At 54.3% G+C, this 25,399-nt stretch carries 20 protein-coding genes and 1 pseudogene; 6 read left to right on the forward strand and 15 right to left on the reverse strand.

Annotated features, from left to right (window positions below):
• The 4 genes from dnaA (at window position 1) to gyrB (ending at window position 6,147) form a co-directional block, all read left to right on the forward strand.
• Entirely contained in the window at window positions 1-1,389 is a 1,389-nt protein-coding gene (gene dnaA, locus Dpoa569_RS00005; RefSeq protein ID WP_155683823.1) for a chromosomal replication initiator protein DnaA, read from the forward strand.
• A gap of 4 nt (window positions 1,390-1,393) precedes the next feature.
• Window positions 1,394-2,494 (forward strand): DNA polymerase III subunit beta, encoded by a 1,101-nt coding sequence (dnaN, locus tag Dpoa569_RS00010; RefSeq protein ID WP_042873679.1) that lies wholly within the window; start codon window positions 1,394-1,396, stop codon window positions 2,492-2,494.
• Window positions 2,495-2,632: 138 nt separating this feature from the next.
• Entirely contained in the window at window positions 2,633-3,718 is a 1,086-nt protein-coding gene (recF, locus tag Dpoa569_RS00015) for a DNA replication/repair protein RecF (RefSeq protein ID WP_042873681.1), read from the forward strand.
• A 17-nt stretch (window positions 3,719-3,735) separates the two neighbouring features.
• On the forward strand, window positions 3,736-6,147 hold the full coding sequence (gene gyrB, locus Dpoa569_RS00020) for a DNA topoisomerase (ATP-hydrolyzing) subunit B (RefSeq protein ID WP_042873683.1): 2,412 nt from the start codon (window positions 3,736-3,738) through the stop codon (window positions 6,145-6,147).
• Between the two features lie 74 nt (window positions 6,148-6,221).
• Here gyrB and Dpoa569_RS00025 read toward each other — a convergent pair.
• From Dpoa569_RS00025 to prlC, 3 genes and pseudogenes are all read right to left on the reverse strand, one after another.
• Window positions 6,222-7,405: pseudogene (locus tag Dpoa569_RS00025) on the reverse strand (MFS transporter).
• A 187-nt stretch (window positions 7,406-7,592) separates the two neighbouring features.
• Window positions 7,593-8,345: a 16S rRNA (guanine(1516)-N(2))-methyltransferase RsmJ gene (rsmJ, locus tag Dpoa569_RS00030; protein ID WP_042873685.1), complete on the reverse strand. Its 753-nt coding sequence runs from the start codon at window positions 8,343-8,345 to the stop codon at window positions 7,593-7,595.
• Entirely contained in the window at window positions 8,342-10,384 is a 2,043-nt protein-coding gene (gene prlC / locus Dpoa569_RS00035) for an oligopeptidase A (protein WP_042873686.1), read from the reverse strand. Before prlC ends, rsmJ begins: the two co-directional genes overlap by 4 nt.
• A 220-nt stretch (window positions 10,385-10,604) precedes the next feature.
• On the opposite strand from prlC, the gene Dpoa569_RS00040 reads away from it, so the two are divergent.
• Complete coding sequence (locus tag Dpoa569_RS00040) at window positions 10,605-11,447, forward strand: 23S rRNA (adenine(2030)-N(6))-methyltransferase RlmJ (RefSeq protein ID WP_042873687.1); 843 nt, start codon at window positions 10,605-10,607, stop codon at window positions 11,445-11,447.
• Between the two features lie 66 nt (window positions 11,448-11,513).
• Here the strand turns inward: Dpoa569_RS00040 and rnz are convergent, their stop codons facing one another.
• The 4 genes from rnz to Dpoa569_RS00060 form a co-directional block, all read right to left on the reverse strand.
• Window positions 11,514-12,428: a ribonuclease Z gene (gene rnz / locus Dpoa569_RS00045; protein WP_042873689.1), complete on the reverse strand. Its 915-nt coding sequence runs from the start codon at window positions 12,426-12,428 to the stop codon at window positions 11,514-11,516.
• A gap of 305 nt (window positions 12,429-12,733) precedes the next feature.
• On the reverse strand, window positions 12,734-14,569 hold the full coding sequence (gene glmS / locus Dpoa569_RS00050; RefSeq protein WP_042873690.1) for a glutamine--fructose-6-phosphate transaminase (isomerizing): 1,836 nt from the start codon (window positions 14,567-14,569) through the stop codon (window positions 12,734-12,736).
• 236 nt (window positions 14,570-14,805) lie between these two features.
• On the reverse strand, window positions 14,806-16,176 hold the full coding sequence (glmU, locus tag Dpoa569_RS00055; protein WP_042873691.1) for a bifunctional UDP-N-acetylglucosamine diphosphorylase/glucosamine-1-phosphate N-acetyltransferase GlmU: 1,371 nt from the start codon (window positions 16,174-16,176) through the stop codon (window positions 14,806-14,808).
• A 167-nt stretch (window positions 16,177-16,343) separates the two neighbouring features.
• Window positions 16,344-16,523: a hypothetical protein gene (locus tag Dpoa569_RS00060; protein WP_042873692.1), complete on the reverse strand. Its 180-nt coding sequence runs from the start codon at window positions 16,521-16,523 to the stop codon at window positions 16,344-16,346.
• A 47-nt stretch (window positions 16,524-16,570) separates the two neighbouring features.
• Here Dpoa569_RS00060 and pelX point away from each other — a divergent pair, with 47 nt between their 5' ends.
• The gene (gene pelX, locus Dpoa569_RS00065) at window positions 16,571-18,775 is read left to right on the forward strand and encodes a pectate disaccharide-lyase PelX (RefSeq protein ID WP_042874136.1); all 2,205 of its coding nucleotides are present in this window, start codon (window positions 16,571-16,573) and stop codon (window positions 18,773-18,775) included.
• A gap of 103 nt (window positions 18,776-18,878) precedes the next feature.
• Here pelX and Dpoa569_RS00070 read toward each other — a convergent pair whose 3' ends face one another.
• The 8 genes from Dpoa569_RS00070 to atpB all read right to left on the reverse strand — a co-directional run bounded on the left by Dpoa569_RS00070 (window position 18,879) and on the right by atpB (window position 25,386).
• Window positions 18,879-19,292, reverse strand: a complete 414-nt coding sequence (locus Dpoa569_RS00070; protein WP_164837122.1) for a F0F1 ATP synthase subunit epsilon — start codon at window positions 19,290-19,292, stop codon at window positions 18,879-18,881.
• A 29-nt stretch (window positions 19,293-19,321) separates the two neighbouring features.
• Window positions 19,322-20,704 (reverse strand): F0F1 ATP synthase subunit beta, encoded by a 1,383-nt coding sequence (gene atpD / locus Dpoa569_RS00075; protein WP_042873694.1) that lies wholly within the window; start codon window positions 20,702-20,704, stop codon window positions 19,322-19,324.
• Window positions 20,705-20,752: 48 nt separating this feature from the next.
• Window positions 20,753-21,616, reverse strand: coding sequence for a F0F1 ATP synthase subunit gamma (atpG, locus tag Dpoa569_RS00080; protein ID WP_012886751.1), 864 nt, complete (start codon window positions 21,614-21,616; stop codon window positions 20,753-20,755).
• A gap of 53 nt (window positions 21,617-21,669) precedes the next feature.
• Window positions 21,670-23,211 carry a F0F1 ATP synthase subunit alpha gene (gene atpA / locus Dpoa569_RS00085; RefSeq protein WP_016941653.1) on the reverse strand — a complete coding sequence of 514 codons (1,542 nt, stop codon included), beginning with the start codon at window positions 23,209-23,211 and terminating at the stop codon, window positions 21,670-21,672.
• 12 nt (window positions 23,212-23,223) lie between these two features.
• Window positions 23,224-23,757, reverse strand: a complete 534-nt coding sequence (gene atpH, locus Dpoa569_RS00090) for a F0F1 ATP synthase subunit delta (protein ID WP_042873695.1) — start codon at window positions 23,755-23,757, stop codon at window positions 23,224-23,226.
• A 14-nt stretch (window positions 23,758-23,771) separates the two neighbouring features.
• A complete protein-coding gene (gene atpF, locus Dpoa569_RS00095; RefSeq protein ID WP_042873696.1) occupies window positions 23,772-24,242 on the reverse strand; it encodes a F0F1 ATP synthase subunit B in 471 nt (156 codons plus the stop codon).
• A 64-nt stretch (window positions 24,243-24,306) separates the two neighbouring features.
• Window positions 24,307-24,546 (reverse strand): F0F1 ATP synthase subunit C, encoded by a 240-nt coding sequence (gene atpE, locus Dpoa569_RS00100; RefSeq protein ID WP_004093904.1) that lies wholly within the window; start codon window positions 24,544-24,546, stop codon window positions 24,307-24,309.
• 48 nt (window positions 24,547-24,594) lie between these two features.
• Window positions 24,595-25,386 carry a F0F1 ATP synthase subunit A gene (atpB, locus tag Dpoa569_RS00105; protein WP_042873697.1) on the reverse strand — a complete coding sequence of 264 codons (792 nt, stop codon included), beginning with the start codon at window positions 25,384-25,386 and terminating at the stop codon, window positions 24,595-24,597.
• Window positions 25,387-25,399: the final 13 nt, after the last annotated feature.

Consider the following 25,399-nt stretch of genomic DNA (forward strand, 5'->3'; position numbering starts at 1 on the left):
GTGTCACTTTCGCTTTGGCAGCAGTGTCTTGCCCGTTTGCAGGATGAGTTACCTGCCACAGAATTCAGTATGTGGATACGCCCGTTACAGGCGGAACTGAGTGACAACACTCTGGCGCTTTACGCCCCGAATCGTTTTGTACTGGATTGGGTACGTGACAAATACATCAATAATATCAATGGATTGTTAAATGATTTCTGCGGCATGGATGCGCCGTTGCTACGTTTTGAAGTCGGTAGCAAACCGGTAACGCCCGTTGCAGCTCCAACCGGCAACCACAACGCCACCATACCTGCGCCTCAGGCGCGCGCCGCATCGCCAGTGCGCCCAAGCTGGGAAACCTCGGCGCTACCTGCCGAACACACCTATCGTTCCAACGTGAACCCCAAGCACACCTTCGACAACTTCGTGGAAGGTAAGTCCAACCAGTTGGCCCGTGCGGCGGCGCGCCAGGTGGCGGATAACCCCGGTGGCGCGTATAACCCCTTGTTTCTGTACGGCGGTACCGGTTTGGGTAAAACCCACCTGCTACATGCAGTAGGCAATGGCATCATGGCTCGTAAGCCGAACGCCAAGGTGGTGTATATGCATTCCGAGCGTTTTGTGCAGGATATGGTTAAGGCGTTGCAAAACAACGCTATCGAAGAATTCAAACGCTACTACCGCTCTGTGGACGCGCTGCTGATTGATGACATTCAGTTTTTTGCCAATAAAGAGCGCTCGCAGGAAGAGTTTTTCCACACATTTAATGCGTTACTGGAAGGCAATCAACAGATCATTCTGACGTCGGATCGTTACCCCAAAGAGATCAATGGGGTGGAAGATCGTCTCAAATCCCGCTTCGGCTGGGGGTTGACTGTGGCAATCGAACCGCCGGAGCTGGAAACTCGCGTGGCGATCCTGATGAAAAAAGCGGATGAAAACGATATCCGTCTGCCCGGTGAAGTGGCGTTTTTTATTGCCAAGCGCCTGCGTTCCAACGTGCGTGAGCTGGAAGGCGCGCTGAACCGCGTGATCGCCAACGCCAACTTCACAGGCCGGTCGATTACCATCGATTTTGTACGCGAAGCACTGCGCGATTTGCTGGCATTGCAGGAAAAGCTGGTCACCATCGACAATATTCAGAAGACGGTGGCGGAGTACTATAAGATTAAAGTGGCCGACCTGTTGTCCAAACGGCGTTCACGTTCGGTGGCCCGTCCGCGTCAGATGGCGATGGCGCTGGCCAAGGAGCTGACCAACCATAGCTTGCCGGAGATCGGCGACGCGTTCGGTGGCCGTGACCATACTACGGTGCTGCACGCCTGCCGCAAAATAGAGCAGTTGCGCGAAGAAAGTCACGACATCAAAGAAGATTTTTCCAATTTAATCCGAACATTATCGTCATAACATCATGAAATTTATCGTTGAGCGTGAGCATCTGTTAAAACCATTGCAACAGGTCAGCAGCCCACTGGGTGGGCGACCAACGTTGCCGATTCTGGGCAACCTGTTGTTGCAGGTCAGTGAAGGACGGTTATCCTTGACCGGTACCGATCTGGAAATGGAGATGGTGGCGCATCTGGCGCTAACGCAGCCCCATGAGCCGGGCGCGACTACCGTTCCAGCCCGCAAGCTGTTCGATATTTGCCGTGGTCTACCGGACGGGGCGGAGATTTCCGTCACGCTGGAAGGCGATCGGATGCTGGTGCGCTCCGGGCGTAGCCGTTTCTCGCTATCCACACTGCCGGCAGCGGACTTCCCCAATCTGGACGACTGGCAGAGCGAGGTGGAATTCACTCTGCCGCAGGTAACGCTGAAACGCCTGATCGAAGCGACCCAGTTTTCGATGGCGCATCAGGATGTGCGTTACTACCTCAACGGTATGCTGTTCGAAACCGGCGGCGAGGAGTTGCGCACTGTCGCGACTGACGGTCACCGTCTGGCGGTGTGCGCCATGCCGGTTGGTCAGTCTCTGCCGTCGCATTCGGTGATCGTACCGCGTAAAGGGGTGATGGAACTGGTGCGCCTGCTGGATGGCGGCGATACGCCGCTGCAATTGCAGATCGGCAGCAACAATATTCGCGCCCATGTCGGCGACTTTATCTTTACCTCCAAACTGGTAGATGGCCGCTTTCCAGATTATCGCCGCGTACTGCCGAAAAACCCGGACAAGACGCTGGAGGCGAGTTGCGATCTGCTGCGTCAGGCGTTTTCCCGTGCGGCGATCCTGTCGAACGAAAAATTCCGTGGCGTACGCTTGTACCTCAACCAGAACCAGTTACGGATCACCGCCAACAACCCGGAGCAGGAAGAAGCAGAAGAGATTCTGGATGTGCAGTACGGCGGCACGGAGATGGAAATTGGTTTTAATGTCAGCTATGTGCTGGATGTGCTTAACGCGCTGAAATGTGAAGACGTACGTCTGTTGCTGACGGATTCGGTATCCAGCGTTCAGATTGAAGATGCAGCCAGCCAGGCAGCGGCCTACGTGGTTATGCCAATGCGTCTGTAATCAACGCATGTGCCTGCTCGTTGAACACGCCGCGCCATTGGGTGCGGCGTGTTGTTATCGGTGTTGTATTGATTCTGTTATCGGTAAGGGCGCGACACGGTCTGGTATGGGCAACAAATCTGGCAAAATGGTTGTGATATGGCGCTGACCCGTCTTCTTATCCGCGATTTCCGCAATATCGAATCGGCTGATCTGGCACTGATTCCCGGCTTTAATTTTCTGGTGGGCGCCAACGGCAGCGGCAAGACCAGTGTGCTGGAAGCCATCTACACGCTGGGGCATGGTCGGGCATTTCGCAGCATTCAGGCCGCAAGGGTGATTCGCCACGAACAGGCCGAATTCATTCTGCATGGCCGCATCGAAGGGCTGGAGCGTGAGCGCGCTGTCGGGCTGAGCAAAAACCGCGACGGCGACAGCACGGTGCGTATCGACGGCAGCGACGGCCACAAAGTGGCGGAGCTGGCGCAGCTGTTGCCAATTCAACTTATCACCCCGGAAGGCTTCACCCTGCTTAACGGCGGCCCTAAATACCGCCGCGCTTTTCTGGACTGGGGCTGTTTTCACAACGAACCCGGCTTTTTCAGCGCCTGGAGTAATCTGAAAAGGCTGTTGCGTCAGCGTAACGCCGCATTGCGCCAGGTTAGCCACTATGGGCAACTGCGTGCCTGGGATCGGGAACTGGTGCCGTTAGCCGAGGGCATCAGCCAATGGCGCGCTGAGTACAGCGCCGCTATCGCTGCGGATATCGCGTCCACCTGCGCCCAGTTTCTGCCTGAATTTTCCTTAAGTTTTTCCTTCCAGCGTGGCTGGGATAAAGAGAGTGATTACGCTGAACTGCTGGAGCGCCATTTCGAGCGCGACAGGCAGTTAGGCTACACCGCGCTGGGGCCGCACAAGGCCGATTTTCGTATCCGCGCCGGCGGTGTGGCGGTGGAGGACATGCTGTCCCGCGGCCAACTCAAGCTACTGATGTGCGCGCTCCGGCTGGCGCAGGGCGAGTTCCTGACCCGGCAAAACGGGCTGAAGTGCCTGTATCTGATCGACGACTTCGCCTCGGAGCTGGACAGCGCCCGTCGCCGCCTGCTGGCCGAGCGGTTGAAAGCAACGCAGGCGCAGGTGTTCGTCAGCGCTATTACTGCTGAGCAGATTAGCGACATGGTGGGCGAAAATGGCAAGATGTTCCGCGTAGAACAAGGTAAAATAACCGTTCAATCACAGGACTAAATGAGCGAGAAACGTTGATGTCGAATTCTTATGACTCCTCAAGTATCAAGGTATTAAAAGGGCTGGATGCGGTCCGTAAACGCCCAGGGATGTATATCGGTGATACGGATGACGGAACCGGTCTGCATCACATGGTATTCGAGGTGGTGGACAACGCTATCGACGAAGCGCTCGCAGGCTATTGTAAAGATATTATCGTTACTATTCATGCTGATAACTCGGTATCAGTGCAGGATGATGGTCGTGGTATTCCAACTGGCATCCACGAAGAAGAGGGCGTGTCCGCCGCTGAAGTCATCATGACCGTGCTGCACGCGGGCGGTAAGTTCGACGACAACTCCTATAAAGTATCCGGCGGTTTGCACGGGGTGGGGGTATCGGTGGTGAATGCCCTGTCAGAGAAGCTGGAACTGGTTATCCGCCGTGAAGGTAAAATTCATCATCAGGAATACAAGCATGGCGAACCGCAGGCACCGCTGAGCGTAACCGGTGATGCTGACACCACCGGTACCACGGTGCGTTTCTGGCCGAGCCTGGAAACCTTCACCAACGTGGTCGAGTTTGAATACGACATTCTGGCCAAGCGCCTGCGCGAATTGTCGTTCCTCAACTCCGGCGTATCTATCCGCCTGCGCGATGAGCGCGAAGCCAACAAAGCCGACCATTTTCACTACGAAGGCGGCATTAAGGCGTTTGTGGAGTACCTGAATCGCAACAAGACGCCGATTCACCCGCAAGTGTTCTATTTCAGCGCTGAAAAAGACGGCATTGGCGTGGAAATTGCGATGCAATGGAACGACGGTTTCCAGGAAAATATTTACTGCTTTACCAACAACATTCCGCAGCGTGACGGCGGTACTCACCTGGCGGGTTTCCGCGCCGCCATGACTCGTACGCTGAATAACTACATGGACAAGGAAGGCTACAGCAAGAAAGCTAAAGTCAGCGCCACCGGCGATGACGCGCGTGAAGGGCTGATTGCGGTCGTGTCGGTGAAGGTACCGGACCCGAAATTCTCTTCCCAGACCAAAGATAAGCTGGTCTCTTCAGAGGTGAAATCAGCGGTGGAATCGCTGATGAACGACCGTCTGGTGGACTACCTGATGGAAAACCCCAGCGACGCCAAAATCGTAGTCGGCAAGATAATCGACGCGGCCCGCGCCCGTGAGGCCGCACGTAAAGCCCGTGAGATGACTCGCCGTAAAGGCGCGTTGGATCTGGCTGGTCTGCCGGGCAAACTGGCGGACTGTCAGGAGCGTGACCCGGCGTTGTCTGAACTGTACCTGGTGGAGGGTGACTCCGCAGGCGGTTCCGCCAAGCAGGGCCGCAACCGTAAGAATCAGGCCATTCTGCCGTTGAAAGGTAAGATTCTGAACGTGGAAAAAGCGCGTTTCGACAAGATGCTGTCTTCGCAGGAAGTGGCGACGCTTATCACCGCACTCGGCTGCGGTATTGGTCGTGACGAGTACAACCCGGACAAACTGCGTTACCACAACATCATCATCATGACCGATGCGGACGTTGACGGTTCCCACATTCGTACTCTGCTGCTGACCTTCTTCTATCGCCAGATGCCGGAAATCATCGAGCGCGGTCATGTATTTATCGCCCAACCGCCGCTGTACAAGGTCAAAAAAGGCAAGCAGGAACAGTACATCAAAGACGACGAAGCGATGGACCAGTACCAGATTATGCTGGCGCTGGACGGCGCCGCACTGCATACCAATGCCCACGCGCCAGCGATGGCGGGCGAGCCGCTGGAAAAACTGGTGGCCGGGCACTACAGCGTGCAGAAGCTAATTGACCGCATGGAGCGCCGTTACCCACGTGCACTGCTCAATGCGTTGGTTTATCAACCGTCGCTGACAGACGCTGTGTTAAGCGATCAGGCACTGGCTCAGTCGTGGATGGAAACGCTGATTCAGTTCCTCAATGAAAAAGAGCAGCACGGCAGTACGTACAGCTTCATTTTGCGTCATGCCAACGAACGCCATGAGCCGGTGTTACGCGTGCGTACCCACGGGGTGGATTCGGATTACGCGCTGGATCTGGCATTTGTGCAGGGCAATGAGTACCGTAAAATCAATCAGCTGGGCGAAAAACTGCGCGATCTGATCGAAGACGGCGCTTATGTAGAGCGTGGCGAACGTAAACAGCCGGTCGCCAGCTTCGAGCAGGCACTGGACTGGCTGGTGAAAGAGTCACGCCGCGGTTTAGCCGTTCAGCGCTATAAAGGTCTGGGTGAAATGAACCCGGAACAGTTGTGGGAAACCACCATGGACCCGGAAAGCCGCCGTATGCTGCGCGTGACGGTAAAAGACGCTATTGCTGCCGACGAGCTGTTCACTACCCTGATGGGTGACGCCGTTGAACCGCGCCGTGCCTTTATCGAAGAAAACGCACTGAAAGCGGCGAATATTGATATTTGATCGCCGCTTTTCCACTGCTATGCTCACAGAAACCCGCGTCTGACGCGGGTTTCTGCTTTTTTACCCCAGCTTTTCTATGCTGCCGGTATCTGCTGTCGGGTGCTGTACAGTTCCTGCGCCAGCGCCATCACGGCGGTAATCACCATAAAGATAACGGCTGACCAGAAAATGGCGGACGGATGACCTTGGTCCAAAAACCAGCCGAAGACCACCGGGCCACCGGCACCGCCGATATTAAAGCCGGTGGTGACCACGCCGAAGACACGGCCTTCGGCGCCCGCCGGCGAAGCATTACGTACCAGCATATCCCGCGATGGTGCGATCATGCCGGAGAGAAAGCCCGCCACACCCAGAATCAGCGTGGTCACCAGCGACGGCAGGGACACACAGCGACGATGGCGACCAGCACCGCCGTGACCACCAGCGAACCAGTGGCGACCAGCCCGTGATGCCGGGTTTTATCCGCCAGTGAACCACCCGCCAACACACCGAATGCGCTGGTAAACAAAAACGCCGTCAGCGCCAGGTTGGCCTCGGTCAGCGGCATTCCGTAACCATTCACCAGCGCGGTCACCGAGAAGTTTTGAATCGAGTTGGTGCTCAGGTTGAGCAGCATAAACAGTACCAGCAGCGACAAGATGGGCAGGGTAAATACCGCGACCTTTGGCGCAGAGGTCTTCTTGTCGTGCGCGTTGGCGGCAGGCAATGCCTCTTGTTCGCCGAGCAACATTGGTACGATCAGCAGTCCGAGCAGGCCGGATAAGACCAGCGCGAACTCGATACGGGTGAGGGCGGCAACGGTCAGCAGAATGGCTGGCGCAACAGCAGTGCCGAGAAAACCGGAAAATGTGTGTACCGAGAAGGCGCGCCCCATCCGGTTTTCGGCAATGCCGCGTGACAACAGGGCGTAATCCGAGGGGTGATATACCGCGTTAGCCAGCCCGGCCAGCGCCATGGCGATGAGCATCCAACTGTAGCTGGTAAAGACACCAAGCGACAAAAAGCACAGGCTACCCAGCGTCAACCCGGCAACGAGCGTGCGACGTGGGCCGATACGGTCAACGGCAAAGCCAATCGGCGTCTGCACCAGCGCGGAGACAACGTTGAATACACCGAGTGCAAAACCAATTTCCACATAACTGATGCCACGCTGCGCAAAGATGAGCGGCATCAGCGCCGGTAGCACCATCATATGAAAATGGCTCACCCAGTGAGCGGCGGAGACTTGTGCCAGTAGTGGTAACTTATTTATTTTCATCGTTATTCTAATATATTGGCTGCGCTGGCGCACAAGGATAGGTTGAGCAATAAGGTTAACATATCGCCATAGCCGTTAGTCGTCTATCTTTTGCGGACACGATGTTAATCACGCAGTGCGGTTGATGAAAGATAGCGGAAAAAGGTATCTGACTGCTTGTGCTGATGCACGCAGTCAGAACACAGAATTACTGCGTGACAGGCAGATAAAAATCGAACCGGTGGCTTTTGGTTTCCAGCGCCGACTGGGCCGGTACACCCGCCAGCGGCGGCGCATAATCCGGGCGTTTAACTATCACTCGCTTTTTCGCCAGACGACGCGCCGGTTCCAGCAACGCATCGGCGTCATCATCAGCCCCTACCAGCGACTGAAACACCCGCATCTCCTTTTTCACCAGCGCGCTTTTCTGGCGGTGGGGAAACATCGGGTCAAGATAGACCACGTCCGGCGGCGGCGTAATGGCGGACAACGCATCAATGCTGGAGGCGTGCACCAGCGTCAGGCGCTCGCGCAGCCAGTTGCCGATCTCCGGGTCCTGATAACCGCGTTGCAAGCCATCATCAAGCAATGCCGCCACCACCGGGTGGCGCTCCACCATCCGCACCCGGCAACCGAGCGCTGCCAGCACAAAGGCATCTCGGCCAAGGCCAGCGGTCGCGTCCACCACATCGGGCAGGTAGTCCTTTTTGATGCCGACCGCTTTGGCGACCGCTTCACCGCGTCCGCCACCAAAGCGGCGACGATGCGCCATCGCGCCGGAGACGAAATCAACAAAGATGGCGCCAAGCTTTGGTTCATCGCATTTGCGCAATTCCAGCCGCTCAGGGGTGAGCACCAACGCCAACGTAGCATCGGCGTCGTTTTCCAGCCCCCAACGCCGCGCCAGTATCGCCAGCGCCTCGGAATCGGCACCGGCTTCAGTCAGTAACGCAATCTTCATCCCTGAATGCCGTAGTGTTTCAGCATCGCGTCCAGTTGCGGTTCACGGCCACGGAAACGTTTGAACAGTTCCATCGGCGCTTCGGAACCGCCGCGAGACAAGATGTTTTCCAGAAAAGACTGTCCGGTATCACGGTTGAAAATACCCTCCTCCTCAAAGCGTGAGAAGGCATCCGCCGCCAGTACATCGGCCCACAGGTAGCTGTAGTAACCGGCGGCGTACCCACCAGCGAAAACATGGCTGAAAGAGTGCGGGAAACGGTTCCATTCCGGGCTTTTCACCACGGAAACCTGCGCTTTCACCTCAGCCAGCGTTTCCAGTACGCGTGCGCCGGTAGCTGGGTTATAGCCAGCGTGCAGACGGAAATCGAACAGGCCGAACTCCAGCTGACGCAGGATAAACAGCGCTGCCTGATAGTTTTTCGCCGCCAGCATTTTGTCCAGCATGTCCTGCGGCAACGGTTCGCCCGTCTCGTAATGACCGGAGATAAACGCCAGCGCATCCGGCTCCCAGCACCAGTTTTCCATAAACTGACTCGGCAGTTCGACGGCATCCCACGGCACGCCGTTGATGCCGGAGACCCCGGCGGTGTCGATACGGGTCAGCATATGGTGCAACCCGTGGCCGAATTCGTGGAACAGCGTGGTAACTTCATCGTGGGTAAACAGCGCGGGTTTGCCGTTGACCGGGCGGTTGAAGTTACAGGTCAGGTACGCCACCGGCTTTTGCAGCTCGCCGTTGGCTTTACGCAGACGGCCTACGCAATCATCCATCCAGGCACCGCCGCGTTTATGTTCGCGGGCGTACAGATCGAGGTAGAAGCTCCCCAGCAATTCACCGTCTTCGGCAAACAGGTCAAAGAAACGTACTTCCGGATGCCAGACGTCAACGCCCTGACGCTCTTTGGCGATGATGCCGTAAATGCGCTTAACGACGTCGAACAACCCTTCCAGTACGCGCGGTTCAGGGAAGTACGGGCGTAGCTGTTCGTCGCTGATGGAATACAGATGCTGTTTTTGCTGCTCGGCATAATAGCTGATGTCCCACGGGTTCAGCTCATCAACGCCAAACTGTGCTTTGGCGAAAGCGCGCAGTTGCGCCAGTTCCTGTTCCCCTTGTGGGCGGGCGCGTTTAGCCAGATCGGTCAGGAAATCCAGCACCTGCTGTGGGTTTTCTGCCATTTTGGTGGCCAACGATTTATCGGCAAAGCTGGCGAAGCCCAGCAGTTGCGCCAGTTCATGACGCAGCGCCAGCGTTTCTGCCATCACCTCGCTGTTGTCCCATTTACCGGCATTCGGACCTTGCTCAGAGGCACGGGTCACGTAGGCGCGGTACATCTCTTCACGCAACGCCTGATTAGCGCAGTATGTCATTACCGGCAGGTAGCTTGGGATATCCAGCGTCAGCAGCCAGCCCTGCTGCTCTTTAGCTTGTGCCAGCGCGTTGGCCGCCGCCAACGCGCTTTCCGGCAAACCTTCCAGTTCGTTGACGTCGGTAATCAGTTTGCTCCAGCCCATGGTGGCATCCAGCACGTTGTTGCTGAACTGCGAACCCAGTTCGGACAAGCGGGAAGCGATGTCGCCATAGCGTTTTTGCTGTTCCGGTGGCAGCGCAATCCCGGACAGTTCGAAATCACGCAGAGCGTTATCCACCGCTTTTTTCTGCTCAATACTCAGGCTGGCGTAATGTTCGCCGTCACGCAGTTCGCGGTAGGCACGGTACAATCCGGCATGTTGACCCACCCAGGTACCGTATTCGGAGAGCAGAGGCAGACATTGCTCGTAAGCGCTGCGCAGTTCCGGACTGTTTTTGACTGAATTCAGGTGGCTGACCGGGGAGAAAATGCGCCCCAGTCTGTCATCACTTTCCGCCAGCGGCTGACACAGGTTATCCCAGGTGAACGGACCCGGCTGCGCCACTACGCGTTCAACCGTCTGACGACACTCGTTCAGTGCGGCCTGCACGGCTGGCAGGATGTGTTCAATCTGGATCTGGGAGAACGGCGGCAGGGTAAAGGAGGAAAGCAATGGATTGGTCATGGCACAGTCCTGAAATCTATTGATGATGACTTAACATGAGGGGTAATGAGGGGAAAATCAATGGCAGGGGGCACAACAGGCCAAGGCAGACTGGAAAAAGAGATGATCGATGGTGATTCTGACATCCGATGATGGATCACGGCTTATTTTGCAACGCTAACCGTTTATACTATGACGATTAGCGGCAAACGCGCCCTCATTGACCGGAAATCCATACCTTATGCTGAGTTATCGCCACAGTTTTCATGCCGGCAATCATGCCGACGTGCTGAAACACACTGTCCAGAGCCTGATCATTACTGCGCTGAAAGAGAAAGACAAACCGTTCCTGTATCTGGATACGCATTCCGGCGCAGGCCGCTATCAGTTGCAGAGTGAACACGCCGAGCGCACCGGCGAATACCTCGACGGCATTGGCCGCATCTGGCAGCGGGATGATATTCCGGCGGAACTGGAGCCGTACATGCAAGTGGTTCGTTCCTATAATTCCGGCGACAAACTGCGCTATTACCCCGGCTCGCCGCTGATTGCCCGTCAGTTGCTGCGCGATCAGGACAAAATTCATCTCACCGAGCTACACCCGACTGATTTTCCGCTGCTGCGCCAGGAATTTTTGCGTGATGACCGGGCGCGGGTGGTACGTGAAGACGGCTACCAGCAACTGAAAGCCCAGTTGCCACCGCTCTCGCGTCGCGGACTGATTCTGATCGACCCGCCTTATGAGTTGAAAACCGATTATCAGGAGGTAGTGAAAGGTATTCAGGAAGGTTATCGCCGCTTTGCCACCGGTGTATACGCGCTGTGGTATCCAGTAGTGCTGCGTCAACATATCAAGCGTCTGCTCAAAGACCTGGAAGACACCGGTATCCGCCGTATCCTGCAAATCGAACTAGCGGTGCTGCCGGATAGTGATCGCCACGGTATGACCGCCTCCGGCATGATTGTCATCAACCCGCCGTGGAAACTGGAATCCCAGATGAAAAGCGTGCTGCCGTGGCTGCATCAGGCGCTGGTGCCTGCCGGCACCGGCCACACACGCCTTGAATGGGTGGTGCCGGAGTAAGCACCCGGCTTAGCCAGAACGACGTGATGTTATAACCGGACACAATGCTATAACCGGGACGCGGCGCTATACCCGAAAAGTGGCAAAATCGGTGGCGACTTCGGTTGCCGGAAATAGTGTCATACACTCCTGACGCAACCGTTCCAGGTCTGTCTGGCCGTAGCGGGCGCTGAAATGGGTGATAATTAGCCGTTTGGCGCCGGCATCCCGCGCGGTAGCGGCAGTTTGCAAGGTGGTGGAGTGTCCGCGCTCATCGGCGCGCTCCGCCATCGCCCCTTCCACTGTGGCTTCGTGCACCATAACATCGACGCCAGCGGCCAGCTTAAGCGCTTCCGGCGTCGGACGGGTATCACCGAAAATAGCCAGCGATTTGCCTGGCAGGTCAGGGCCAACGTAATCCCAGCCGTTCAGTACCCGCCCGTCATCAAGGGTTACCGTTTCACCGCGTTTCAACTGCTGAAAATAGGCACCGGGTTTGACGCCCTCCGCCGCCAGTTTTTCCACATCCAGTGGACCCGGCCTGGGGCGTTCCTCAATCCGGTATCCCAGGCAATACAGCGTATGAGACAGCTCATGCGCCGTCACCCGTAACTGATGGTCTTCAAACACTGTACCGGGAACGATTTCCACCACCTCCAGTGGATAAGTGAGCCAGGAGCCGCTCAGCGTAAGCGTGGCTTCGACGAAAGCGTTGAGTCCCGTCGGGCCATAGAGCGTCAGCGGTGTTTCAATACCCGCCATTGAGCGAGAACACAGTAAACCGGGCAACCCGAACAAATGATCGCCGTGCAGATGGGTGATAAAAATTTTCTCCAGCTTGCCGGGTTTGATCGAGGTGCGCAAAATCTGGTGCTGGGTGCCTTCACCACAATCAAACAACCAGAACGCCGGGCGAATACCGTGCAAGTCGAGCGCGATACTGGTGGAGTTACGCTCTTTAGTGGGCACGCCCGCGCTGGTGCCGAGAAAAATCAGTTCCATGCAAATTCCTTTATAACAACGAGGTATTTTCAGGTCGTCCCAATTTAACCCCAACTCATAAGTACCTACGTCGGTGCCTTATATATTGCGGTCACCCAGTGAAATGGCTAATCAGGCGAGACAGCCATTTCCGCCAAGTTTTAACAGAAAACGAACGGATTAATGATTCAAAAATCGGCTTTCAGAAGTGAAAAAAAAGGTGAGCTGATCACATCCCACCTTCTGTCGTTTCCGCACCCTGAAAAATGAGCGATATCGTCATAAAACCGGGTGCGGAGAAAGGAGTCTGATATGAGGAAAAAAACTTACTCCACCGTCACCGACTTCGCCAGGTTACGCGGCTGGTCTACGTCAGTGCCTTTGATCAACGCCACATGATAAGACAGCAGTTGCAACGGTACGGTGTAGAAAATGGGTGCAATCACCTCTTCCACGTGCGGCAACTGGACGATTTTCATCATGTCGCTATCGGAAGTGAAACCAGCTTGTTCGTCGGCAAATACGTAGAGTTCACCACCGCGAGCACGCACTTCTTCGATGTTGGATTTCAGTTTTTCCAGCAGGTCGTTGTTGGGAGCGACTACCACCACCGGCATATCGGCGTCGATCAGCGCCAGCGGCCCGTGTTTCAGTTCACCCGCCGCATAAGCTTCCGCATGGATGTAAGAGATTTCCTTAAGCTTGAGCGCCCCTTCCATCGCAATCGGATACTGGTCGCCGCGACCCAGGAACAACGCATGATGCTTATCGGAGAAACCTTCCGCCAGTGATTCGATCAGCTTGTCTTGCGACAGCATCTGTTCGATACGCGCCGGCAATGCCTGCAAACCATGTACGATATCCTGTTCGATACGGGCTTCCATACCGCGCAGGCGACCGATGCGCGCCACCAACATCAGCAACACCGTCAATTGCGTGGTAAACGCCTTGGTGGACGCCACACCGATTTCGGTGCCGGCGCGGGTCATCAGCGCCAGATCCGATTCGCGCACCAGCGACGAACCCGCTACGTTACAAATCGCCAGCGACCCCAGATACCCCAGTTCTTTCGACAAACGCAATGCCGCCAGCGTATCGGCGGTTTCACCGGACTGAGACAGGGTAATCATCAGGCTGTTGGGGCGTACTGCTGGTTTGCGATAGCGGAATTCTGAGGCGATTTCCACATCGCACGGAATCCCCGCCAGCGACTCAAACCAGTAACGCGACACCATGCCGGAGTTGTAAGACGTACCGCAGGCGATAATCTGAATATGCTGGACTTGCGCCAGCAGCGCATCAGCTTGCGGGCCTAATTCGGACAGGTTGATCTCGCCGTGACTGAAACGCCCTTCCAGGGTGTTTTTGATAGCCATCGGCTGCTCGTAGATCTCTTTTTGCATGTAGTGACGGTATGCGCCCTTGTCGCCGGCATCGTACTGTACTTTTGACTCAATTTCTTCGCGCTGTACGTCCTGCCCCTGACGGTTGACGATGCGCACGGTGCGACGCGTGACTTCAGCGATATCACCTTCTTCCAGGAAGATGAAACGACGAGTTACCGGCAGCAGCGCCAACTGGTCGGAAGCAATAAAGTTTTCACCCACACCGCGGCCTATCACCAGTGGGCTGCCGGAACGCGCAGCAACCAGCACGTTGGGGTCACGGCTATCCAACAACACCATGCCGTAAGCACCACGCAATTGTGGGATCACACGCTGCACAATCTCCAGCAACGAACCACCGTTCTGCTGCTGTTCCCAATGCACCAGATGTGCCACCACTTCGGTATCTGTTTCGGAAACAAAACGATAGCCACGGGATACCATCAGCTCACGCAGCGGCTCATGGTTTTCAATGATACCGTTATGTACCACGATAATGTCACCGGACACATGCGGGTGAGCGTTCTGCTCGGACGGTTCACCGTGGGTCGCCCAGCGGGTATGAGCAATACCGGTTCCGCCTACCAGCGGTTTTTCTTCCGCCGCCTGAGCCAGAACCTGCACTTTACCCAGACGACGCAGACGGGACACCATCCCTTCGCTATTCACCACCGCCAGACCGGCGGAGTCATAACCACGGTACTCAAGGCGACGTAGCCCTTCCAGCAGGATCTCAGCAATATCTCGTTGCGCAACAGCGCCTACAATTCCACACATCGGTTTTATTCCTGTAAACGTGACATATTGTGTCACCACGATGCCTTTAGACCTGATTGTTCCGGTTTATTCCGGGTTCCCCGAGCCTTGTAGAGAGTGGGGGATTATTATGTTTTGGCCTGCATTCACCAGTAGAACACAGGCCGAAACCGTCTTATTTCAAGACGCATTCCCCCCTCGAATCGGTACGCCTTCATGCAACTGCGCTAAAAACCGAATCCGAGGGAGTAAGACTATTATTTTTTCTTCACTGGGCGCTTCCAGCCACTGATATGGGTTTGCTTAACACGGCTGATAACCAGCTCGTTTTCACCCACATCGCGGGTTACCGTGGTGCCAGCACCAATAGTGGCGCCATCAGCTACCTTAACCGGCGCTATCAACTGGCTATCCGAACCGACAAACACATCGTTACCGATCACCGTCTGGTGCTTGTTGGCGCCATCGTAGTTACAGGTAATCACACCTGCACCGATGTTCACATCAGAGCCGATTTCCGCATCACCGAGGTAAGTCAGATGACCAGCCTTCGAACCTTTACCGAGACGCGCTTTTTTCAATTCAACGAAATTGCCGACATGCGCCTCTTCTTCCAGCACCGCGCCGGGGCGTAGTCGGGCAAACGGCCCAACGGTGCAACGCGCTTGCAACACCGCATTTTCCACCACGGTGTAAGGGCTGAGTTCACAGTCATCGCCGATCTCACTATTTTTGATTACACAACCCGCGCCGATTTTCACCCGATTACCCAACGTCACCCGACCTTCCAGAATGACATTGGCATCGATAGTCACATCACGCCCGTGTACCAGTTTGCCACGCAGATCAAAACGGGCTGGGTCCAGCAGCATGACCCCCGCCAGCAGCAATTGTTCGGCCTGCTCGCGCTGGTAAGTCCGCTCCAGCGTCGCCAGTTGCAGACGGTTATTGATGCCTTCCACTTCACTCAAACGCGACGGCTGCGCCGCCACCACACGGTGACCTTCCTGTGACGCCATGGCGATGATATCGGTAAGATAATATTCGCCCTGTGCATTGTGATTATTGAGCTGGCTTAACCAGCGCTTCAAATCACAGCCACCCGCCACCAGAATGCCGGTGTTGATTTCCGTAATGGCGCGCTGCTGCTCAGTGGCGTCTTTATGTTCCACTATCCCCACCACCTCACCGTTCTCGCGCACAATGCGACCATAACCCGTCGGGTCGGCCAGATTGACAGTCAGCAGACTAATCCCACCCTGAGGTTTAGCTGCAACCAGACGCTGCAACGTTTCAGGTGAGATTAACGGCACATCGCCGTACAGAATCAGGATATCTTCGTTATCGTCAAAGCCATCAGCTGCTTGTTGCACCGCATGACCGGTTCCCAGTTGCTCGGCTTGCAATACCCAATTTAGCGACGTTTCCGTCAGCGTTTCCCTAATCAGAGCTGCGCCGTGTCCATAAACCAGATGAATACGCCGGGCACCAACATCCATCGCGGCATCAATCACATGCTGAACAATAGGTTTACCCGCCAGAGGGTGAAGCACTTTGGGAAGATCGGAATACATGCGGGTTCCCTTGCCGGCGGCGAGGATAACCACACTCATTGCACTGTTTGACATAGGCATCCTGACTAAAAACTGAATGGTGTCCCATTGAAAAATGGACGGACGAAAGTAAACCTGTTATCGCGCCGGATTACTACATATTTTTCAGCGAAAAATACGTCTCAGAACCGATTCAAGCCTGTAAAAACGTATTAATCAGAGTTTACCCAACCCGACAGAATTTAGGTAATACGAAACACACTCGCTGCCAGTTTTTCCAGGCGATGAGCACAGACAAAACCGGCAAAAAACACAATCCATTTTTCAATAAAAAAATGATTTATATAACAAAAAATCAATACTTCATCAGCTTGATTTTTACCGCTCAGTTTGTGAACCCAACAAAAGAAACGGTGTTTCATTTTTTGCCATAATGTGGCATTCAAAAACCAATAATGATGGGGAAAGCATGAAATACGCTGCTTCAGGGTTGTTCTCTGTCGCCCTTAATTCGTTTTTACTTCTGGGTTTCAACACTGCGTTTGCCGCTACTCAGGACACAGCACCAGTCTGGCGTAGCATCGCGTTTGGTCAATCTACCGATGTGAATTTCGCAACCAACGTGTTAGCGGAAAAAGTGGGGGTCAACAACGTCACTATCAACAACAAGAAACTGACAGTGGATGATAAAGCCGACCTTTCCGCACCGATTACCCTCGAAAGCCGGGGAGGAAAAATCGCTAATACCCATGATGGGTTGACCTTCTTCTACACCCAATTGCCTGCTGATGTGAATTTCACTCTGCAATCCGATGTGACAGTCGAACAGTTCGGCCCGGAAAGCGACGCCAGACCCAATGCCCAGGAAGGTGCGGGCCTGCTGGTACGCGATATTCTTGGCGTACCGCGCCAGGAACCGTTGAAAGAAGGGTACGAAGAGTTTCCGGCAGCGTCAAACATGGTGATGAACGCTATCATGACGCAGGATAAAAAATCTAAAACCGACGTGAAGATGCAGCTCATCAGCCGCGAAGGTGTAACACAACCCTGGGGTAACACCAACGCGGAAATCACCCGCGCCAGCTATCAGGAAAATATCAATCTGGAACAGACGCCAACATTTCGCCTGAAACTGGAGCGCACCAACGATGGTTTCATCACTTCTTATGCGCCCAAGGGCAGCGACCAGTGGGTCAGCAAAACTGTCAAAGGGGCGGATCTCGTTACCCAACAAGATAAAAACCACTACTATGTGGGATTCTTCGCTTCCCGTAATGCCAGGATAACCATCCGTAACGCCAGTTTGATCACCAGCCCAGCCAACACGAAACAGTCTGCACCGTTCAAAGCGGAAACGAATGTACCACTGCTACAGGTAGCATCGTCTTCGCTTTCCACCAGTGATAGTTACCCGGTACAAGCGCGGGTCAATTACAACGGCACGATTGAAGTGTTCCAGGACGGCAAATCTCTTGGTAAACCGCAACAGCTTCGCGCCGGAGATTATTTTTCCCTTACTACCAGACTCACACGGTCTACATCAGATTTCAAACTGGTCTACACTCCAGTCGAAGGTGAAGACACTACAGCGAAAACAACCTCGTTCAGCGTAGAAAAAATTACGCTGGCCGACGTCAAAAACCTGTATGTATCCCCGGAAGGTAAAGCCAGCAACGATGGCAGCAAAAACGCACCGCTGGATATTAAAACCGCCCTCAATGCGCTACCAGCCGGTGGCACCTTGTGGCTGATGGATGGCGATTACAGCACCACGGTTATTCCCGTCAGCGCCAGCGGCAATGCCAGAGGCATGAAAACGCTGACCCCAGTCGGCAAAAAGGCGGTCTTCCATGGATTGCAACTCAACGCCAGCTACTGGAAAGTCAAAGGGATTGAAATAACAGGAAAAAGCTTCCGCATTGAAGGCAGCCACAACCAGATTGAGCGCATACTGGCACACCACTGCGATAATACCGGTATTCAGGTTTCGTCCAGCGATAACGTGGGCCGCCCGTTGTGGGCCAGCTATAACCTGATTTTGAACTCGGAATCACACAGCAATCAGGACCCCAGCAAAAAAGATGCAGATGGTTTTGCGGTGAAAATGCGGGTTGGCGAAGGTAACGTGATTCGCGGCGCGTTCTCCCACGACAACGTTGATGACGGCTTCGACCTGTTCAACAAAATTGAAGACGGCCCTAACGGGGTTGTGGTGATCGAGAACTCCATTTCGCTCAACAACACCAGCAATGGCTTCAAGCTGGGTGGTGAAGGCCAACCTGTCGCGCACCAGGTGAAAAATAGCATTGCTATCGACAACCATATGGACGGGTTCACCGACAACTTCAACCCCGGCGCACTGCAGGTCACCAACAATATCGCGCTGGATAACGTTCGCTTTAACTTTATCTTCCGGCCAAGTCCTTACTATGGGGCTGAAAAAAAAGGTGTTTTCAAAAATAACATCTCACTGCGCACCCGCCCTGGCAAATATGATGACGCCGTCGTCGGCAGGGTAGATGCCAGCAACTATTTCATCAAAAATAACCATTCGCTCAACAGCGAAGGAAAAGAGATCACGACGGCGAATTATAAATCCGTCGCGATACCGGCGGTATTCAGCCGAGATGAAAAAGGCAATCTGCAACTGGGTGATTTTTTGAAGAAGAAATAAACCGGTGCCTACAAACACCGGTCTGATACATTGTCAGGCATAAAAAAAGCCAGCTAAATCAGCTGGCTTTTTTACATCTGCATGATGGTTACATCTGCATCTGTTACATCGCTTTTTTGGTCAGCTCAATGACGCGCAGTTTGGCGATGGCTTTCGCCAAATCGGCAGACGCCTGAGCATAATCCACATCACCGTGTGAATTGCGAATATGCTCTTCCGCCTTGCGCTTCGCTTCCATCGCACGCGCTTCATCAAGATCCTGCCCACGAATGGCGGTATCGGACAGCACGGTCACCATGTTCGGCTGTACCTCAAGGATACCACCGGACAGGTAGATATACTCTTCTTCGCCGTGCTGTTTAACAATGCGCACCATACCAGGCTTAATGGCCGTGAGCAGGGGGGCGTGGCCAGGATAGATTCCCAGTTCGCCTTCGCTACCGGTCACCTGGATTTTCTGCACCAGACCGGAAAACATTGCCTGTTCCGCACTAACGACATCCAGATGGTAAGTCATAGCAGCCATATCACCCTCCTATCAAGGCGTTACAGTTTCTTGGCTTTTTCCACTACTTCGTCAATGGAACCAACCATGTAGAACGCCTGTTCCGGCAGGTGGTCGTATTCGCCTTCCATAATGCCTTTGAAGCCACGGATGGTGTCTTTCAGCGGCACGTATTTACCCGGAGAACCGGTAAATACTTCAGCTACGAAGAACGGCTGAGACAGGAAGCGCTGGATCTTACGTGCACGGGATACAACCAGCTTGTCTTCTTCAGACAGCTCGTCCATACCCAGAATCGCGATGATATCCTTCAGTTCCTGATAACGCTGCAGAATAGACTGCACGCCACGCGCCACATCGTAGTGCTCCTGACCCACGATCAGTGGATCCAGCTGACGGCTGGTGGAATCCAGCGGGTCAACAGCCGGGTAGATACCCAGAGAGGCTATCTGGCGGCTCAATGTTACTGTTGAGTCCAGGTGCGCAAAGGTGGTTGCCGGTGACGGGTCAGTCAAGTCATCCGCAGGCACGTAAACGGCCTGGATAGAGGTGATTGAACCGGTCTTGGTGGAGGTAATACGCTCCTGCAACACGCCCATTTCTTCTGCCAGCGTCGGCTGGTAGCCTACTGCGGATGGCATACGACCCAGCAGCGCGGATACTTCGGTCCCCGCCAGGGTATAACGGTAGATGTTATCCACGAACAGCAGAACGTCACGACCTTCATCACGGAATTTTTCCGCCATGGTCAGGCCGGTCAGCGCCACACGCAGACGGCTACCCGGCGGCTCGTTCATCTGGCCATACACCAACGATACTTTGTCGATAACGTTGGAGTCGGTCATTTCGTGGTAGAAGTCGTTACCTTCACGGGTACGTTCGCCCACGCCTGCAAACACGGAGTAACCGGAGTGCTCGATCGCAATGTTACGAATAAGCTCCATCATGTTTACGGTTTTACCTACACCCGCACCACCGAACAGACCCACTTTACCGCCTTTGGCGAACGGACAAATCAGGTCGATAACCTTGATGCCGGTTTCCAGCAGTTCCTGGGAGTTGGACAGTTCTTCGTACGTCGGAGCCGCACGGTGAATCGCCCAGCGCTCTTCTTCGCCAATCGGCCCTTTCATGTCGACCGGTTCACCCAGTACGTTCATGATACGACCCAGCGTCGCTTTACCAACCGGTACTTCGATCGGGTGCGCCAGGTTGGTGACTTTCAAACCACGGCGCAGGCCGTCGGAAGAACCCATTGCAATACAACGAACCAAGCCGCCGCCTAACTGCTGCTGCACTTCCAGCACCAGTTTTTCAGCCCCGTTCTCTACCTCAAGCGCATCGTACACATTCGGTACGGCATCCTGAGGGAACTCGACGTCCACCACGGCGCCGATTACCTGGATAATCTTTCCAGTAGCCATCTTGAATCCTCTACGTAATTCGACAATACGTAATTCGTAAAACCTGATTTAAACCGCGGAGGCTCCCGATACGATTTCGGTGAGTTCCTGAGTGATGCTTGCCTGACGAGCCTTGTTGTAAACCAACTGCAGCTCTTTGATCAGGTTGCCGCCGTTATCTGTTGCGGCCTTCATCGCTACCATTCGCGCGGCCTGTTCACTGGCCAGGTTTTCTACGACGCCCTGATAAACCTGAGACTCCACATAGCGGCGCAACAGGGTATCCAGTAGCGACTTAGGATCGGGTTCATACAGGTAATCCCAGGATTTCTTCGTCAGCTCGCCTTCTTCTGCCGGTGGCAATGGCAGCAGCTGAACAACTTGTGGAACCTGAGACATGGTATTGATGAACTTGTTGCTCACCACGTACAGTTTGTCCAAACGACCTTCGTCGTAGGCCTGCAGCATAACTTTCACCGGCCCGATCAGTTCGGACAACGAGGGGTTATCCCCCATACCGGTAACCTGAGCAACAATGTTTGCGCCTACTGAACCAAAGAAAGAAACGCCTTTGGAACCAATCATCGCCAGATCAATCTCGGCGCCTTTTTCATTCCAGGCTTTCATATCGCCCAGCAGCTTCTTGAACAGGTTGATGTTCAAACCACCGCACAGGCCACGATCAGTAGACACCACCAGATACCCGACGCGCTTAACGTCACGCTCTTCCAGGTACGGGTGCTTATATTCCAGATTCCCTAACGCAAGGTGACCAATCACTTTGCGTATGGTTTCCGCATAAGGACGGCTGGCCGCCATACGATCCTGCGATTTACGCATTTTGGAAGCGGCGACCATTTCCATCGCTTTGGTGATCTTCTGCGTGTTCTGGACGCTTCCGATCTTACTACGTATCTCTTTTGCGCCGGCCATCTTAGCTTCTCCTCAATGCCTAGCAGCCTGCCGTTAAGGCAGGCCACGGGGCGTTACCAGGACTGGGTTGCCTTAAAGGTATCGAGGATGCCTTTGAATTTACCCTCGATCTCATCGTTATAAGCACCAGTCTGGTCGATCTGCTGCAGAAGCTCGCCGTGCTCACGGCTGGCGTAAGCCAGCAGTGCGGCTTCGAAGCTGCCGACTTTCGCCAGTTCAACGTCTTCCAGATAACCGCGTTCTGCCGCGAACAGCACCAGAGACTGCTGCGCAACAGACATCGGCGCATACTGTTTCTGTTTCAGCAACTCGGTCACTTTCTGACCATGGCTCAGCTGTTTACGGGTTGCATCGTCCAGATCAGAAGCAAACTGGGAGAACGCTGCCAGCTCGCGGTACTGTGCCAGCGCGGTACGAATACCACCGGACAGTTTCTTCATGATCTTGGTCTGTGCAGCACCACCCACACGAGATACGGAAATCCCTGGGTTAACCGCCGGACGAATACCAGAGTTGAACAGGTTGGATTCCAGGAAGATCTGACCATCGGTAATCGAGATAACGTTGGTCGGAACGAACGCGGATACGTCGCCAGCCTGCGTTTCGATGATCGGCAGAGCAGTCAAAGAACCGGTTTGTCCTTTCACTTCACCTTTAGTGAAGGCTTCCACGTACTCTGCGTTAACACGCGCAGCACGCTCCAGCAAACGGGAGTGCAGGTAGAATACGTCGCCCGGATACGCTTCACGACCCGGCGGACGGCGCAGCAGCAGGGAAATCTGACGATAAGCGACAGCCTGTTTGGACAGGTCATCATAAATAATCAGCGCATCTTCGCCGCGGTCACGGAAGTATTCGCCCATCGCACAACCGGCATACGGAGCCAGATATTGCAGTGCAGCAGACTCGGACGCTGTTGCCACCACCACGATAGTGTTGGCCAACGCACCGTGCTCTTCCAGTTTGCGCACCACGTTAGCAATGGTGGACGCTTTCTGGCCGATAGCGACATAAATACATTTGATGCCGGAATCGCGTTGATTGATGATGGCATCAATCGCCAGCGCAGTTTTACCGGTCTGACGGTCGCCGATGATAAGCTCACGCTGACCACGACCGATGGGAATCATGGCGTCCACAGACTTGTAACCGGTCTGAACCGGCTGATCAACGGACTGACGGTCGATAACGCCAGGCGCAATGGTTTCTACCGCAGAGAAACCATCGTGTTCCAGCGGGCCTTTACCGTCAATCGGCGCACCCAGCGTGTTCACCACGCGGCCCAACAGGCCACGGCCAACCGGCACTTCCAGAATACGGCCAGTGCATTTTACTTTCATGCCTTCGGCCAGATCCGCGTACGGACCCATGACTACCGCACCAACGGAGTCTCGCTCCAGGTTCAGTGCAATCGCGTAACGGTTGCCCGGCAGGGAAATCATCTCACCCTGCATCACATCAGCCAGACCGTGTACGCGAATGATCCCGTCACTGACGGAAACAATCGTACCTTCGTTGTGAGCTTCACTCACAACATTGAACTGAGCAATCCGCTGCTTGATCAGTTCACTGATTTCGGTGGAATTCAGTTGCATGCTCCAGTCCCCTTAAGACTGCAAGACGTCTGCCAGACGTTCCAGACGACCACGAATACTGCCGTCTATCACCATATCGCCCGCGCGAATCACCACGCCGGCCATAACAGACTTATCAATTTTGCAATTCAGCTTCACTTTACGTGACAGACGTTGTTCCATTGCAACAGTTATCCCGGATAACTGCTGCTCGCTCAACGTGGCGGCGGAAATCACCTCGACATCCACGGTCGATTCCAGCTCCGCACGCAATTGAACAAACTGTTCCAGTACTTCAGGCAGTACCGGCAAACGTCCGTTTTCAGCCATCACCCGGATCAGGTTCTGGCCCGCTTCATCCAGTTGATCACCACACACGGTAATGAACGTCTGCGCCATGGTCTGGGGAGCGATAGCCCCGGCCAGCATTCCGGCAATATGTTCATTACGCGCAACCTCGGCAGCGAACGCCAGCATCTGTTGCCAGCGATCAAGTGCCTGGTTTTCAACGGCAAAGTCAAAAGCTGCTTTGGCGTAGGGGCGAGCTACCGTGACAAATTCAGACATCAGCCCCTCCCTCCTTACAGTTCAGCGACCAGTTTATCAACGATGTCGCTGTTGGCAGCTTCATCCACGGAACGTTCAATAATTTTCTCGGCACCGGCAATCGCCAGAATGGCAACCTGCTTACGCAACTCTTCACGGGCACGTTTGCGTTCGGCTTCAATTTCAGCCTGCGCCTGCGCCACGATTTTGTTGCGTTCCGCTTCCGCTTCCGCTTTAGCTTCGTCCAGAATCTGAGCTCGCTGTTTGTTTGCCTGCTCGATGATCACCTGAGCTTCCGCTTTGGCTTTTTTCAGTTGGTCGGTCGCATTGGCCTGCGCTAAGTTCAGATCTTTTTTGGCACGTTCAGCAGAAGCGAGACCGTCAGCGATTTCTTTCTGACGATTTTCGATGGCAGCCATAATCGGCGGCCATACGTACTTCATGCAGAACCAGACAAACAGGACGAACGCAATGGCCTGGCCGAGGATTGTTGCGTTAAGATTCACAGCACAATGCCTCTTTCATGAGTTAAATGAGTCGATGTCTTTAACCTGACAAGCTTACGCCTGTTTAGGCCACCGCAAACATCACGTACAGACCCAGACCTACCGCGATCATCGGGATAGCATCCACCAGACCCATAACGATAAAGAACTGTGTACGCAGCAGAGGGATCAGGTCAGGCTGGCGGGCAGCACCTTCCAAGAACTTACCACCCAGAATGCCGATACCGATTGCAGCACCGATTGCCGCCAGGCCCATCATCACAGCGGCAGCCATGTACAGCAGATCCATACTCAGGTTTTCCATGACAGTCTCCAGTTTGTTTCAGTTAAAACGTTGTAGTGTTGTGAAAAATTAATGCTCTTCAGATGCCATCGAAAGATAAACAACCGTCAGAACCATAAAGATAAAAGCCTGCAGCGTGATAATCAGAATGTGGAAAATGGCCCAAGGCACATTCAGAATCCACTGTGACCACCACGGCAACAAGCCTGCAATAAGGATGAAAATCAACTCACCCGCATACATGTTTCCAAACAGTCGCAAACCAAGAGATACCGGTTTGGACAGCAGGCTCACCCCTTCAAGAATCAGGTTGATGGGAATAAACACGGGGTGATTGAACGGCTGCATGGTCAGTTCTTTAACGAACCCACCTACACCTTTCATCTTGATGCTGTAGAACAGAATCAGAATGAATACGCCAAGCGCCATGGACAGCGTAACGTTTACGTCAGCGGAAGGTACCACACGCAGATAAGCATGGGCAGGGTCATGACCGAGAGCACTATAGATATGCGCCCAGATTTGCGGTAACAAATCGATAGGCAACAAATCCATCAGGTTCATCAGGAAGACCCAAACGAAAACGGTCAACGCCAATGGTGCGATAAGTTTGCTCTTCCCGTGGAACATGTCGCGAACACTGCCATCGACAAATCCCACCACCAGTTCAACCGCTGTTTGCAGTTTACCCGGTACGCCGCTGGTTGCGGTCCTGGCGACCTTGCGGAAGATAGCCAGAAAGAGTACGCCAAGAACCACGGAGAAAAACATCGAGTCGACGTTAATCGACCAGAATCCCGAACCCACCTGCAAATGGGTCAAGTGGTGACCGATATACTCTTGCGGAGTAGATGCAGACATGATGTCTCTTACC

This window comes from Dickeya poaceiphila (assembly GCF_007858975.2).
Taxonomy (GTDB): Bacteria; Pseudomonadota; Gammaproteobacteria; order Enterobacterales; family Enterobacteriaceae; genus Dickeya; species Dickeya poaceiphila.

Excerpts from the sequence above, each read along its gene's own strand:
- dnaN (WP_042873679.1), top strand. The coding sequence starts at position 1,394 with ATGAAATTTATCGTTGAGCGTGAGCATCTGTTAAAACCATTGCAACAG.
- recF (WP_042873681.1), top strand. The coding sequence starts at position 2,633 with ATGGCGCTGACCCGTCTTCTTATCCGCGATTTCCGCAATATCGAATCG.
- gyrB (WP_042873683.1), top strand. The coding sequence starts at position 3,736 with ATGTCGAATTCTTATGACTCCTCAAGTATCAAGGTATTAAAAGGGCTG.
- rsmJ (WP_042873685.1), bottom strand. The coding sequence starts at position 8,345 with ATGAAGATTGCGTTACTGACTGAAGCCGGTGCCGATTCCGAGGCGCTG.
- prlC (WP_042873686.1), bottom strand. The coding sequence starts at position 10,384 with ATGACCAATCCATTGCTTTCCTCCTTTACCCTGCCGCCGTTCTCCCAG.
- Dpoa569_RS00040 (WP_042873687.1), top strand. The coding sequence starts at position 10,605 with ATGCTGAGTTATCGCCACAGTTTTCATGCCGGCAATCATGCCGACGTG.
- rnz (WP_042873689.1), bottom strand. The coding sequence starts at position 12,428 with ATGGAACTGATTTTTCTCGGCACCAGCGCGGGCGTGCCCACTAAAGAG.
- glmS (WP_042873690.1), bottom strand. The coding sequence starts at position 14,569 with ATGTGTGGAATTGTAGGCGCTGTTGCGCAACGAGATATTGCTGAGATC.
- glmU (WP_042873691.1), bottom strand. The coding sequence starts at position 16,176 with ATGTCAAACAGTGCAATGAGTGTGGTTATCCTCGCCGCCGGCAAGGGA.
- Dpoa569_RS00060 (WP_042873692.1), bottom strand. The coding sequence starts at position 16,523 with ATGAAACACCGTTTCTTTTGTTGGGTTCACAAACTGAGCGGTAAAAAT.
- pelX (WP_042874136.1), top strand. The coding sequence starts at position 16,571 with ATGAAATACGCTGCTTCAGGGTTGTTCTCTGTCGCCCTTAATTCGTTT.
- Dpoa569_RS00070 (WP_164837122.1), bottom strand. The coding sequence starts at position 19,292 with ATGACTTACCATCTGGATGTCGTTAGTGCGGAACAGGCAATGTTTTCC.
- atpD (WP_042873694.1), bottom strand. The coding sequence starts at position 20,704 with ATGGCTACTGGAAAGATTATCCAGGTAATCGGCGCCGTGGTGGACGTC.
- atpG (WP_012886751.1), bottom strand. The coding sequence starts at position 21,616 with ATGGCCGGCGCAAAAGAGATACGTAGTAAGATCGGAAGCGTCCAGAAC.
- atpA (WP_016941653.1), bottom strand. The coding sequence starts at position 23,211 with ATGCAACTGAATTCCACCGAAATCAGTGAACTGATCAAGCAGCGGATT.
- atpH (WP_042873695.1), bottom strand. The coding sequence starts at position 23,757 with ATGTCTGAATTTGTCACGGTAGCTCGCCCCTACGCCAAAGCAGCTTTT.
- atpE (WP_004093904.1), bottom strand. The coding sequence starts at position 24,546 with ATGGAAAACCTGAGTATGGATCTGCTGTACATGGCTGCCGCTGTGATG.
- atpB (WP_042873697.1), bottom strand. The coding sequence starts at position 25,386 with ATGTCTGCATCTACTCCGCAAGAGTATATCGGTCACCACTTGACCCAT.